Annotated in this window: 8 protein-coding genes; 3 read left to right on the forward strand and 5 right to left on the reverse strand. The window is 63.0% G+C overall.

What is annotated here, in order from left to right:
• Position 1 precedes the first annotated feature (1 nt).
• Positions 2–859, forward strand: coding sequence for a hypothetical protein (locus OKA05_RS21120; protein ID WP_264489181.1), 858 nt, complete (start codon positions 2–4; stop codon positions 857–859).
• Between the two features lie 53 nt (positions 860–912).
• On the opposite strand, the gene OKA05_RS21125 is transcribed toward OKA05_RS21120, so the two are convergent.
• The 3 genes from OKA05_RS21125 to OKA05_RS21135 all read right to left on the reverse strand — a co-directional run bounded on the left by OKA05_RS21125 (position 913) and on the right by OKA05_RS21135 (position 5,533).
• The gene (locus tag OKA05_RS21125) at positions 913–3,993 is read right to left on the reverse strand and encodes a tetratricopeptide repeat-containing protein (protein ID WP_264489182.1); all 3,081 of its coding nucleotides are present in this window, start codon (positions 3,991–3,993) and stop codon (positions 913–915) included.
• 805 nt (positions 3,994–4,798) lie between these two features.
• Positions 4,799–5,044 (reverse strand): hypothetical protein, encoded by a 246-nt coding sequence (locus OKA05_RS21130; protein WP_264489183.1) that lies wholly within the window; start codon positions 5,042–5,044, stop codon positions 4,799–4,801.
• A gap of 81 nt (positions 5,045–5,125) precedes the next feature.
• Entirely contained in the window at positions 5,126–5,533 is a 408-nt protein-coding gene (locus OKA05_RS21135; protein ID WP_264489184.1) for a hypothetical protein, read from the reverse strand.
• Between the two features lie 506 nt (positions 5,534–6,039).
• Here OKA05_RS21135 and clpB point away from each other — a divergent pair.
• On the forward strand, positions 6,040–8,616 hold the full coding sequence (gene clpB / locus OKA05_RS21140) for an ATP-dependent chaperone ClpB (protein WP_264489185.1): 2,577 nt from the start codon (positions 6,040–6,042) through the stop codon (positions 8,614–8,616).
• A gap of 257 nt (positions 8,617–8,873) precedes the next feature.
• Positions 8,874–9,074, forward strand: coding sequence for a CsbD family protein (locus OKA05_RS21145; protein WP_264489186.1), 201 nt, complete (start codon positions 8,874–8,876; stop codon positions 9,072–9,074).
• A 125-nt stretch (positions 9,075–9,199) separates the two neighbouring features.
• Here OKA05_RS21145 and OKA05_RS21150 read toward each other — a convergent pair whose 3' ends face one another.
• Positions 9,200–12,286: an autotransporter-associated beta strand repeat-containing protein gene (locus OKA05_RS21150; protein ID WP_264489187.1), complete on the reverse strand. Its 3,087-nt coding sequence runs from the start codon at positions 12,284–12,286 to the stop codon at positions 9,200–9,202.
• A gap of 46 nt (positions 12,287–12,332) precedes the next feature.
• Positions 12,333–13,160, reverse strand: coding sequence for a PEP-CTERM sorting domain-containing protein (locus tag OKA05_RS21155; RefSeq protein WP_264489188.1), 828 nt, complete (start codon positions 13,158–13,160; stop codon positions 12,333–12,335).
• Between the last annotated feature and the right edge of the window lie 52 nt (positions 13,161–13,212).

Below are 13,212 nucleotides of genomic sequence, written 5' to 3' on the forward strand. Positions count from 1 at the left end.
CATGGGAAGAGGCCGCTTGGTTTTCGCCGGGATCGCGGGATTGGGATTCTTCGGGCTGGGATATCTGGCGGGGCGGTCGGCAGATGCGAATGATGCGAGTGAAGGTGATGCTCATCATGCGTCGGCGGGAGAGGGGAAGCAGGGTTCGCGGGGTGGGGCGGGGACGGCGGACGGGCGTGCGGCGACGAAGTCGGGGACGCGGACGGTGAGCCAGGAGCAGGCGCTTTCGCGGCGGGTCGTGGGGATGATGAGCGACGGGAAGCTCACGATTCCCGGAGTGGATTTCCGGGGCGATAGCTTGCAGCCGGGAGAGCAGGTGAAGGAGTTCTTCGACCTGAGCGACGAGGAATTCGAGGCGATGAAGGAGATGGGGCGCGAGCGCTTGCGGAAGCGGGAGGATCACGAGCAGTCGCTGGCGAAGATCCGCGAGGCGTCCGAGGATAGGATGATTTTCGATGTGCCGGCGGATCCGGGTTTTGCGGAGGCGCAGCGGGCAGAGTTCGGCGAGGAGGTCCGGAAGGTCTTCGGGCGGGATGTGGCGGCGGCGTTACAGCTTTCGATCGACCAGGCGTATCGGGAGTTCGAGTTCCCGCGGCATGTGAATTACAGCCTGAAGTGGCGCGAGAATACCGTGGCCGACAATGCGCCGCCGGAGATCCGCGCGATGTTGGAGGGCATGCACGACTTCAAGATCGGCGTGAACACGAACGAGGACGGGTCGTACATGACGGACGCGCAGGGGATGATCCTGCAGGGCGCTTCTTCTTCCAGCGGAAGTCTGAACGTCAATGATACGAAGGAGGGGAGGTTTGTTCCGCGGTACCACTATCTGTGGGAGCGGGGGAATGGGGACCGGTGAAGGTGGGGTGGAAGGAGGCTGCGAATTCTCATCGCGAGCAACCGAGTCCCTTCTCAATACCATCCCTTTGGAGAACGCCTGTCCGCCTCCTCATACATATCGGCCAGTTCCTCGTCGCCATATGCCCGCATGGCCTTTGCCTGACCGCGGAAGGTGAAAAGCTCCTTCACTTGCTCGTTCTTGGTGACCCTGGTAGCGACGGCGAAGAACAGCTTGAGCACGGGTTTGAGCATGGCCTCGAAGCCGCGACCGGCGAACTTGACCACTGCGTGTCGTCTCGCCGAGGCAAGCATCTGCACGCCCCGGAAAAAGATCGCCATTTTCCTGAGGGATTTGTTTCCGGGATCCAGCCTGGAGCAGGCGCTGGCGATCTCCCCCGTGAGGAATCCTTGGATGAATTCGGATTTCTCGTTGGAGATTGTCAGGCTCTTGATCCAAGCGGGCTTTTTCACCCCGGCCTGATCCAGGAAGTTGTTCCGGCGAGCTTCTTCCAAGCCGGTCCGGATGGCCAAGGCGCTCGATTTCTTGCCCTCGACACGGTAGACCGCCCCGGCCATACGCATCAGCCCCCCGATCATGATGCTGTGTTTCTGTTCCGGCGTGGCCTCATGGTTCGCGCAGCTCATGAGCAATTCCCACGAGCGACGGTACGCGGCGCAAGCAGGGATCCAGTCTTCCTTTCCATGATACACATCTCCCAAGCTCCGCTCGGCGAGGAACTCCAAGACCAGGAGATCCCGGTTGTCCGGTAACTCCGCCCTCAGGGTCTGGACCCGTCCGATCTGGCTCTGGGCCAGTGTCGCGGCCCGGTCGTATTCTCCGGCTTCGACGAGGCGGGAAATGAACCTGATTCCGACTCCCAGATGATGGTCCAGGATTTCCGGAGTCGAAGGATTCGGCAGGGCGCGGAAGGCTTCCTCGGCCCATCGGAAGCACTGCCCCGCCTCCGCCATGCAATGATACCGTTTGAAAAGCTCGCCCAAGCGATGCACCAGGATCAGCCCCGTGGCGTCCTTCGAGATGTAATCGAAAAAGACGGTGGGACGGCTGCCGATGGTCCGGAAAGCACTTTGCGCCACCTGGACGGCGTCCGCCATTTTCCAGCGCTTGTGCAGCAGGTCGGCGAACGTGATCTGGAACATGGCTCCGAACACGCAAAGCTTGTCGCTTTGCTGCTCCAGCGGAACGAGGAAAAGTTGTTCCGAGATGCGCCGGAAATGGGGCTCGGCTTCCTTGCGGGAGTTCCACTCGAAATTCGCGCAGAGGAGCGCCGCCACGCCCAGCATCAGGAGATATTGTTCCCGGGGGCAAAGCTCCCGTAGCACGTCCCTGAGAATGCGGTTCACACGGATGATCCCATCCGCACCGATCTCCGCCAATGAATGATCCCTCAACTCGAAGAGAAACCCTTCGATGCTCGCGCTCTCGGGAAGATGTGCCCTGACGAATGACTCGTAGTGGTTGATGAATCGGCGCGGGATGTTCTCACAGTCGAGGAAGGAAAAGCAGGTGAGGAGCCCCATGGCATCTCCGGACCGCTCCTCGAAGGCGATGGCATAGGTCGCGGTGAGGCCGGAGCGCGCGGCTGTGCCCGCATCCGGGGCCGCCGCGGAGAATTCCCTGCGCTTCGCCAGCAGCATCTGCTCGTAGTCCGCGGGTGAGATCGCACGCTGCCGGATCAGGTTCGCGGATTCCACGATCGCCAACGGCAGGCATCCGAGTTCCACCACCAGGCGATCCGCGACGATCCGCGCATCGGCCGCGGGTTCCTTGGTGGTGCCGCCGGTCTGGCGGAAGAGCAAGGTGGAGGCGTGTTCCACTGCCAACTCGTCGACCTCGAAAGGAAGGTCCTCCGCAGGCCAACTGCGGAGCCGGGAGGTGACAATCACATAACCTTGGGTGATCGCGCTGAAGCGGCTGCGGAAGGCCACCAAGGATTCCTCGGTGTCGCAACGGTCGGCGATCAACACCCAATCCTGCTCCCGCTGCAGCGAGTCGATGGCTACACGAAGCGCTTGCTCCAGCATATGCGGGGTTGGCTCCGCGGCTCCCCCGGCCGCAGCACCGGATCCGACGAGCGCCCGGAGGCTATCGTCGATCGTCTGCGGCGACAGGCAATCGATCCATAGCACGCGCGACGGCTTGGGATCCACTGACGCGCACCATTGAATGGCGAGGGCGGTTTTACCAATGCCAGGTGCACCGCACAGGACCACGCGTGACGAACGGAGTTCGTCACGGCATTTCCTGATCGCGTCGAGTTCGCGGTCCCGGCCACAGAAGAGAGGATTCGGCCGCGCCGGGGGCATCCACAAGGTGGTGACGGCGGCAACGTGGGGGACGGCTGGAGGGATTTCCGGGGGGGACTTGTCGGCATGCTCCTTGAAGAGCGCCTCGAGGTTATCGAGACGGATGGCGAGCTTTTGATCCAAGGCGTCGTTCTCCGCACTGACATGCGCCTTCAAGTCCTCCCGGGAAGTCTCGACGGCGTCCCGGACTCCGTCGATCTTGCGGGAGTTTTCGTCGATTCGCCCGGAGACATCGTCCAGCCATTTGCAGAGGCCATCGTCAACCGCGCCGGCAGGAACACCGGCCTGAAGCTCGCGGATGTCCGTGCGGATGCTTGCCAGCATTCGCATGACCACTCCGCCGAAGGCCTCGCCTCCATCGGCCGCATCCTGCTTGAACGCGCGATAGATGCGATCGGGAAACTTGGCCACGAGATGGGCGGCAAGCTGCTGCAGCGAATGACGATCCATCCGCTCCCCGGCCGGGAGTTGCACGTTCACTTCCTTCAGGATCGCGATCCACTGGTACGCGAGCATCCTTTCTCCTGTCGGTTCCCCCGCTTGCTTTTCGGAAAGCAGTACCGTCATGCGCTCGTCGAGCTCGTCCTCCTTGAAGGAATCGATGCGAGGATCGCCTTGCTCCAGCAGATCCAGCCAGTGCTTGCGAGCCACGGTGGCGAAGTCCGGGCAATGCTTGGTCAGTTCCGGAGAATCGCGGATCACCAGTTCCAGCGCCGTGGCGGTGACCTCTGCGAGGTGATGGTTCTTCAGCGCACTGGCCATCCCTCGCGAGCGTTTGCGGATCTCGCCGACTTTCTTGCCCAGAAAGGTCGAGATGGAGGTCAAGCCAAACGCTGTGACGCCGATGGCGGGAGATGTGGCTGACAGGACTGCTGCTATGATGCCCGTGAGCGCCACCCCTACGGCAAAAGCTCCGAGTCGTGTCCGTTCCTCTTCCATGCGATATCCTTTCTCTAAATCGCATGAGATCTTAGTTTCGTGGACGGAGTGGGGAAGGAGAAAGGATCTACGGCAGAATAATGAAGCCCGCTGGGTCGAGAATATCTGCTCGGGCTGGAAATTAAGATAGCGCGGTCATCGTGCTGGAGAGTGCCTGGATGGGGAGCTCCCGGATGAGCGGGAAACGATGTTATCTATCTTCCATCATCAGTTGGAGTGGCGTTGCGTGGTGGGTTGGGCGGCGCCGGTATCGCCCCCTTTCAGGGTGGCGGTTGTTAGATGGGGTGACCCCCGGGGCGACGCGTTGCTTGCCCCGGGCTGAGGGATGTGTCCCCGTTGGGGCCGGGGGAGGTGGGGCGCAGTGGGGTCGAGGCCGCGGAGGTGCTTCGGTTTCCGCAGAGGGAGCGTGTGGAGCGCTTTTATGGGTGGCGGGAAGCGCGGGGTGTGGTCGGGGCCGCGCGGTGCTTCGGCCGCACTCGGAGAGTGCGGAGAACATTTCGGGGGAGTGCGGACTACATTTGGCGGCGGGGCGCGGGGACGGTTCGGCGGGCCAGCGGCCCGCGCTCCCAGCGGGGCAGCCGCACTCGGAAAGTGCGGACTACTTTGGTGGGTGGAACCGCCTCGGGTTGGGTTTATTGGGGTTTTCGCGTGCTTGGGTTACGTCACATTGCATCATTCCAGCTCACTTCCATTACATGACCCGCACCCATACCCAGTCCATGGCATCGTAGAGGCCAGGGAGGGAGGTCCGGCAGAATTGCCATGGCTTGGCATCGGGGCCGGACGGGCGGGCGGGGTAGAAGGAGCGGGTTTCGCGATCTTCCTGCTGGGAGTCGGAGTTCCACTCGGGGATGCGTGACGCTTCCACGGCATCGCCGACGCGGCACTCGGCGCAGGAGCGCCGGAGGCAGCGAATGCAGTACGTGGTCACATTCATGCCAGTACAACGGGGCCGGGGGGTGATTTGGTTTAGCGCAGACCCCTGCTTTCGTAGAAACCCGAGTCCAAGCGCTCTTTTTCAGGGGGATTTACCGTCTTCTTCGGGCGGGAGGGAGCGATCGACGTGACCGCGGGATTTCTCCAGGGAACACACGGCCCGCGGAAGCCAGGGGTGAGCGCCCCGACCGTGAACCAACTGGCATTTGCCGCCAGCGGGGCAGTCGGGGAGCTGTTGGTCGAAGTTCTTCAAGACCATCTGCCGGGTGGCTTCCGGCGATTTCCAGGCTTCGTGCGCGTCGGCATCGATCCCGCAGCTATGGACGGCGATGTTGTAGTGGCTCAATTGCAAGGAGCACTCTGCCGACTGGCATGCCGGGATCCACCAGAAGCGGTAGCCGACGGCCGAAACCGGGACCGCCAGGAGGATCAGTCCGAGGACGACCCGGAGCCATCTCCGCTTGGCGGGAGTCGAGGGCGGGGTGTTCAAGGGATGTTCGGCTGTATCCGTGATAGGGTGATACTGAGGGATATCCGGCGGGGGGACAATGGGAATGCAAGGGCGGTGCTGGTGGGGTGGGGTCCTCATTGCCGCCGCCACCGCCGCCGCCGGGGAGCAATTTGAGATCCTCCGGTGGCGGGTCGACCCACTTCACGAAGTAGAAGACGGCGAGCAGGATGAAGAGGAGATGGACGAGCACCGAGATGCTGAATGCCCCGGCTCCGAAGCGGCGGGCTGGACGAGTCTGGACGGGTTCTTCGCTCATGGTCTGAAGCTACCAACGAATGTCCATGGTGGCGTCCTGGGGGGATTTGTTGGCGCATGACACGGCGGGACGCGCGGATGTTGCTGCGTTACCGATTGATGTGCAGGGACCTATGGGAAGATATAGGGTGGGGAAGGAGGCGGCCCGGCCCCCATGCGCAACAAAACCCAAGCCAAGCATGGCAGACCGACAGTCTTGGCATTAATTTGCCTCGCAATCCGCTACATCCATGGGACTCGACAAGCTCACCACCAAACTTCAGGAAGCCCTCCAAGCCGCCCAGCGGCTGGCCTCGAAGTCCGCTCACCCCGAGTTGAAGGGCACGCACCTCCTGCTCGCACTGCTCCAGCAGGAGGGCGGCATCGTCACGCCCATCCTGCAAAAGGCCGGCGTCGATCTCACCCGCCTCAAAGCCTCCCTGGCATCCGCGCTCGACCGCGAGCCGACCCAGCAGGGCGGCACCACGCAGCCGCAGATTTCCTATGGCCTGCGCGCCACCCTCGATGCCGCCGACGAGGTCCGCGAGTCGATGGGCGACGACTACCTCAGCGTCGAGCACGTGTTGATCGGCGCGCTGAAGGCCGATGCCCCCGAGGGCAAGTTGCTCAAGGAAGCCGGCTTCGATGAAAAGAAGGCGAGCAAGGCGATCGAGGGTGTCCGCGGTCCGCAAAAGGTCACCGACCAGGACCCCGAGGGGAAATACCAGACGCTTGAGAAGTATGGCACCGACCTGACTGCCCGCGCCCGTGAGGGCAAGATCGACCCGGTCATCGGCCGCGATCACGAGATCCGCCGTGTGATGCAGGTGCTCTCCCGCCGCACGAAGAACAATCCCGTGCTCATTGGCGAGCCCGGCGTGGGCAAGACCGCCATCGTCGAAGGCCTCGCCCGCCGCATCGTCTCCGGTGACGTGCCGGACTCGATGAAGGACAAGCGCGTCATCGTGATGGACCTCGGCGGCATGCTCGCCGGTGCGAAGTATCGCGGCGAGTTCGAGGAACGTCTCAAGGCGTTCCTGAAGGAGGTCACCGAGAGCGCGGGCGAGATCATCCTCTTCATCGATGAGCTTCACACCATCGTGGGTGCCGGTGCCAGCGAGGGCGCGGTGGATGCTTCCAATCTGCTGAAGCCCCAGCTTGCCCGCGGGGAGCTGCGGACCATCGGCGCGACCACGCTCGATGAGTATCGCAAGTACATCGAAAAGGACGCCGCACTCGAGCGCCGCTTCCAGCCGGTGATGGTGGGCGAGCCCTCGGTGGAAGACACCATCGCCATCTTGCGCGGCCTGAAGGAGCGCTATGAAGTCCACCACGGCGTGCGCATTCAGGACGGCGCGCTGGTTTCCGCGGCGATGCTTTCGGATCGCTACATCGCCGACCGTTTCCTGCCGGACAAGGCCGTCGACCTCATGGATGAGGCTGCCTCGCGCTTGAAGATCGAACTCGACTCGATGCCGACTGAGATCGACCAGATCGAACGGCAGATCATGCAGCTCGAGATGGAGAAGAAGGCGCTCGAGAAGGAGACCGACAAGGCCAGCCTCGCCCGCCTCGACAAGGTCAAGGAAGAGCAAGCGAACCTGCGCGAGCAGTCCGCCGGTCTCATGGCCCAGTGGCGGAATGAGAAGGAAGTCATCGACCTAGTCCGCGCCGCGCAAGAGAAGATCGATTCGCTAAAGACCGAGGCTCAGCAGGCCCAGCGCATCGGGGATCTGACCCGTGCCTCCGAGATTACTTACGGTCGTATTCCAGAAGCCCATCGCGAGTTGGAGGCCGCGAACGATCGCCTCGTCGAACTTCAGAAGAGCGGCGCGATCCTGAAGGAGGAGGTCACGGAGGAAGACATCGCCCGCGTCGTCTCGTCGTGGACCGGCATCCCGGTGTCGCGCTTGCAGGAGGGCGAGAAGGAGAAGCTCGTTCAGATGGAGGAGCGGCTCGGCCTGCGCGTCATCGGCCAGAAGAAAGCGATCAGGGCAGTATCGAATGCCGTCCGCCGTGCCCGCGCCGGACTGCAGGATGAGAACCGACCCATCGGTTCCTTCCTCTTCCTCGGCCCGACCGGGGTTGGCAAGACGGAGCTGTCCAAGGCCCTCGCCGAGTTCCTCTTCGATGACGAAGGCGCGATGATCCGCATCGACATGTCCGAGTACATGGAGAAGCACAGCGTCTCCCGCTTGATCGGTGCGCCTCCGGGCTATGTCGGCTACGATGAGGGCGGCCAGCTTTCCGAGCATGTACGACGGAAGCCGTACTCGGTGGTTCTCTTCGACGAGATCGAGAAGGCGCACCCGGACGTTTTCAATGTGCTTCTCCAGGTGCTCGATGACGGCCGTATCACCGATGGCCAGGGCCGTACCGTGGACTTCCGTAATACCGTCCTGATCATGACCTCGAACATCGGCAGCCAGTACATCCTCGATGAGGAGAATGCCGAGCAGCGCGAGGCCAAGGTCACCGCGGCGCTGCGCCAGCACTTCCGCCCGGAATTCCTCAACCGCATCGATGAAACGATCATCTTCGACCGCTTGCAGCGCGAGGAGCTGACGACCATCGTCGATATCCAGCTCGATCGCGTCCGCAAGCGCCTCGCCAAGCAAGGCCTCGCCCTTGCGCTTACGGAGAACGCCAAGGAGTTCGTCGGCAACCAGGGCTACGATCCGGTCTATGGTGCCCGTCCGCTCAAGCGTGCGATCCAGCATTACCTGCTCGATCCGCTGTCGCTGGACATTCTGGATGGCAAATTCAAGGACGGCGAAGTGATCACCGCGGATGTGGATTCCGGCGTCATGACCTTCCACACCAATTGATTTGAAGCCTGCCTTGCAGGTCGCACTCTGACGGCGGGATTCTTGCAAGATGGGTGCCGGCCGGGCCCTCGACCCGGCCGGCATTCTGAACGTCTTCCAGCGGGCGGGAAGCCTCGTGATTGTAGGGATTGCGGCGCTATCGGGCGACGCTCGCGGGAGGGTAACGGGCGTTGGCATGATACGCGTTTAAGAGATTGGCAGTAGCTGGCTGCCCGAATTCCGGGTGGCGGCTGTTTTAACCCGCAACCGACAAACCAATGAACACGCTTCAAATCAAAGGAAACTGGAACATCGCCAAGGGTAAGCTCAAGCAGCAGTGGGCCGACCTCACCGATGACGACCTCGACTATGTGGAAGGCAAGGAGGACGAACTCCTCGGCCGGATTCAGAAGAGGACCGGGAAGACCCGCGAGGAGGTCGAGAAGGCGATCAAGGACTCCAACGATTGCGGCTGCTAAACTGCGCCGCCATTGGCCGCCGCTGCCCAGAGGGCGCGGCGGCTTTTTGCGTACTGCATACAACGAAAACGGCCGCCCCCTGTGAAGGGACGGCCGCGACCTCTGAGCTCGAAATTTGTTAGAAATCACTCTTCGACCTTGAGTCGCGCGAAGAGCCTGCCGCCGGTGGCGAGCGAGGAGGGAAGCCTTACTTCCACCAGATCCGCACCGCCTTCATTGCCTACGACCGATCCAGCGGGGCCGTCGGTCCACGTACCGGACGGGGAAGGGGAATGCTCAACGACCGGCGCGAGATAGAGAGAACCTGGCATGCGGCGGAAGACGATGACCAGATTGCCGGTGAGCTTGTCGTAGGATGCCTTTGGCAATAGTGCCGCGGAGTTCGATCCCGCGCCGGGTGCCGGTTCTCCGCCGATCACGAACTCGATGCCATTCGGGATTCCATCGCCATCCGAGTCGATGTCGAAGCCGCTGACGCCTTTGCTCGTCGCCCAACTTTCGAAGCCGGTGGCGGTTTGCTGGTGGAGCACGATCTGGCCCGCCTCGTAGCTGACGCTGTAGCCGGGAGTGACGGTCGCGAAGGTGCCGACCGGCGTGCCAGTGCAGGTGGCGATGACGTAGGAGCCCTGTGTGAAGCCGTCGCCTAGCAGCGAGACATCGAGCGTCGCGCCGGTGACGTTGAGGCTCCCCGTCACTGCGAGCTGGTCGTGGGAAAGGCCGTTGATTTCGACCGCGAGCGTGCCGGTGATGGTGGCGGCGCTGGCGCTGAGGACTCCGGTCCCGGAGCCCGGCGCGATGGTCCCCGCTGCGGTGATCGTGCGATTGATTGTGCCCGATCCGCCAAGGGTGCCGCCGGTGGTGACCGTCACAGGATTGGCCGAAGTGGCGATGCTGCCATTCACGGTGAGCTTTCCGGCGGCCACCGCGGCACTGCCGGTGAAGGTGTTTGCGGCGGCTAGGACGAGTTCGCCCTCGCCGCGCTTGATCATCGCACCCACGCCGGTCACGGGGCCGGCGATGGTGCCGGTGCCGGTGGGAACGGTGAAGCCCTCCTGGCTGTTGGTGGCGACCAGGGTGATCGAACGAGTGGCACCCAGCGTGATCCCATCGGCATCGAAGCGCAGTCCGCCGTTGCCGTTGTTGCAGTCCATGCGGAGGTCATTGTCCGGATTCCCCAAGGCGGCATCAGAGTTGAAGGCGAGGAAACCGCGCCACAGCTCGATGGTGCCGGAGAAGTCATTCGCCGGATTGACCAGCGACAGCACGTTAAAGTGGTTCGAGCCGACATTGCTGTCCACGAGCCGGTAGGTGAGGCCCGCGGTGCCGCCGCTCAGCTTGCCGGCCAGGGCGACCTCGGTGAGGGTGGTCGGTGCCGCATTATTGGCGGCGCGGACGATGAAGGTCTGGTAGGCAGTGGCGGGCAGGGTGATGTTATTGGCGACCTCGCCCGAACCGAACGAGAACGCGAGCGAACCACCCGCATGGGTGATGGCTCCGGTGCCCAGCGCTTCCGGGGCTTCCATGCGGAGGGCACCAGCATTCAATGTGGTGCCGCCCGTGAAGGTGCTATGGTAGCCGAGCACCTGGGTGCCGGTGCCGGCTTTCACAAGCGAACCGCTGCCGGCGATCGGCCCTGCGTAGGCGGCCGTGAAGTCGGCAGGGTCCTTCCCGACCGTGAGGGTGACGGCTTGGTTCGAGGGATTGGAAAGGCTGACGTCATTGTTGCCGGCAAGTCCGCCGATGGTGGCTGCGGTGATGTTTCCGAAAGCGAGGAGACCGCCGTTCACAAAGGAGCTCGCGATGACGCTATTCGAAAGGGCGAGCGGGTGATCGAGCCGGAGGGTGCCGGAGGTGATCGTGGTGTTTCCCTGGAGCGGGTTCGGATTTGCGAGGACCAGGGTGCTCCCTCCGGTCTTCACCAGGGTGCCGGGACCGGCCATGCCGTGGTCGCCGGTGAGAGTGTAGCTGCCTGTCTCACGATTCACCGTGACGACGTGCGGGATGACATCACTGCCATTGATGGCGATGGTCGAGCTGGAGGGCGCATCGCCAAACGTCACGTCATCGCCGGTGGCGAAGTCGGCTGTCGTGATGCCGTCCGAGGTGAGCAGCCAGTTCTTCGGCGCATTCAGCGTGCCGGTGCTCCACTCGGAGCCAAGCGAGCCGGTCCAGGTGAGGGCCTTGCCTTCCACGGAGATGGTCTGGATGACCACGGAACTGGTGGTGTTGTTCGCGCTGTCCCTCACCCGCGCTTGGATCACGTAGGAACCGGGGAAGGCATAGGTGTGAGCCTGCTGATAGGGAGTGCCGACCGCTTGCAAGGGACTCCATGCGTCGGTCTGGCCGTCGCCCCAGTTGATCTCAAACTGGACCTGGTCTCCTTCGGTATCCGTGGCGGAGAAGCTGTAGTTGGCAGCCACCGCGGGCGCGACCGGGGAACTGCCGGCATTTTGAATCACCATGGCCGGAGCGATGTTTCCCGGCAGCGGGATGGCGGTGCCGGGGGTGCCCAGCGTCGCCACTTCGCTGGCGGCCAAGGCATGGGAATAGATCGCCACTTGGCCGATCGTCAGTGGATTCGTCTCAGCCGCGGTGTTATCGGCGAACAGCAAGACCTGTGAGGGATCGAGGGAATACTCGGTGTTCGCACTGGTCAGGATGTTGTGCTGGAAGGTGGACGTCGTACCAGCGGCATTCGTCATGTAGGTGGTGAACGACGTGCCGAGCTTCACCGCGATGGTGATCCGCAGCCACTGGTCCTCGGGCATCGCGAAGGAGGTATAGGCACTGGTACTACGACCGAGGCTATTGACGGTGCCGCCGGAACCACGGGTGAAATACTCGGCGTCGTTGCCATTCGTCAGATCCGTCTGATAGAAGGTCCGCCACAGGTTCCCTGTGGGGCGGCGGATGTCATAGACGAGCGTGTATTCCGCGGCGCGGTTCGCATTGCCGCCGTTCGCGCCGATGCCGTGAGTGGCGACCAGGCGATTCGCGATGCCGGAGACTGTGGTGATGACGCCGGTCAGGGTGGTGGTGCCGTAGGTGGCATCAGCGGACCAGACGGGTGCGGTGCCGGCCACCGTGAGGTCGGTGCCGAAGGTGGCTTTGCCGAGATTGGAGCTGTCATCGAACTTCCATAGTCCGACGAGGCCGGCGTGGGAGACCGTGGCGAGGGCGCCCAAGAGCGCGGGGCAGAGGAGTGCTTTCATGGTGATTTTTTTGACGAGTACGGGAGGCGTGCTGGAAAGAGCTGGCTCAACGCCTGCGGCGGCGGAGCAGAACAAGTGCACCGAGGCCGCCGAGAAGAGCGGTGGAAGGTTCAGGCACTCCCTCGATCTTGATGGCCGCGATGCCGCCCCTGAAGTCCTGTCCGCCGAGGTCCGGAGTCAGTCGCTCGGCGACTAGGAAGTCATCGGTGATGCCGGTGACGGTGGAGCCGATGAGGTAGTAGGGATTGGTGCCCGAGCCGCCGAGAGCGGTACCCGTGGAGCTGCCGATCAAGGTGGCGGTGCTGGTGTAGGTCGCCGCATTCCCGACGGTGACCTCGCCGGAGAAGATATTTGCGTAGCCTGCTTCCAGCGCGGTCTTCTCGTCGGTGGCCCCGCCGTTGTAGGTCTTGTAGGCGGAGTAGTAGACGGTGATGCTGAGTGAGGTGAAGCTGTTAGCCGTGAGCCATTCGGAGACATTGGTGAATTGCACCAGTCCCGCGAAGCCGCTGAGGCCAGTCGAGGTGCCAGTCTGATTGCCGCCCAGCGTGCCGCCGAAGATGCTGTTGGCGGGCATGCCCGTGGTGCCCGGATTCCAGTAGTCCTGCTTGGCGACCCAGCCGGTCAACTGCGCGCCATCGCTCTGCGGCAGGGTGAAGGTGCCGGCTGCGTGAGAGGCCACCGTGGTATTGGCGGCGGTCTGGACGTTCTTCGCGGTCCAGTCGGAGAAGAGCACGCCATCGAAGGTGCCGGACGTTGGGTTTCCGTTGCTGGTGGTGGTGAAATTGAGGCCGAAGGCGGCGGCGACGGCACCGTGGGAAACTCCCGAGGCAAGCAGCGAGGAAAGACTGAGAACAAGCAGACAACGGATCTTCATGAGGAGGTCGGCTGAGCGCCGTGATGAAGGAGTGCCTGCCTCGTTCCGGAAT

This window comes from Luteolibacter arcticus, from assembly GCF_025950235.1.
Lineage (GTDB): Bacteria > Verrucomicrobiota > Verrucomicrobiia > Verrucomicrobiales > Akkermansiaceae > Haloferula > Haloferula arctica.

Bases quoted from the DNA above. Each gene is read 5' to 3' on its own strand.
- OKA05_RS21120 (WP_264489181.1), top strand. From the start codon at position 2: ATGGGAAGAGGCCGCTTGGTTTTCGCCGGGATCGCGGGATTGGGATTC.
- OKA05_RS21130 (WP_264489183.1), bottom strand. From the start codon at position 5,044: ATGAATGTGACCACGTACTGCATTCGCTGCCTCCGGCGCTCCTGCGCC.
- clpB (WP_264489185.1), top strand. From the start codon at position 6,040: ATGGGACTCGACAAGCTCACCACCAAACTTCAGGAAGCCCTCCAAGCC.
- OKA05_RS21145 (WP_264489186.1), top strand. From the start codon at position 8,874: ATGAACACGCTTCAAATCAAAGGAAACTGGAACATCGCCAAGGGTAAG.
- OKA05_RS21150 (WP_264489187.1), bottom strand. From the start codon at position 12,286: ATGAAAGCACTCCTCTGCCCCGCGCTCTTGGGCGCCCTCGCCACGGTC.
- OKA05_RS21155 (WP_264489188.1), bottom strand. From the start codon at position 13,160: ATGAAGATCCGTTGTCTGCTTGTTCTCAGTCTTTCCTCGCTGCTTGCC.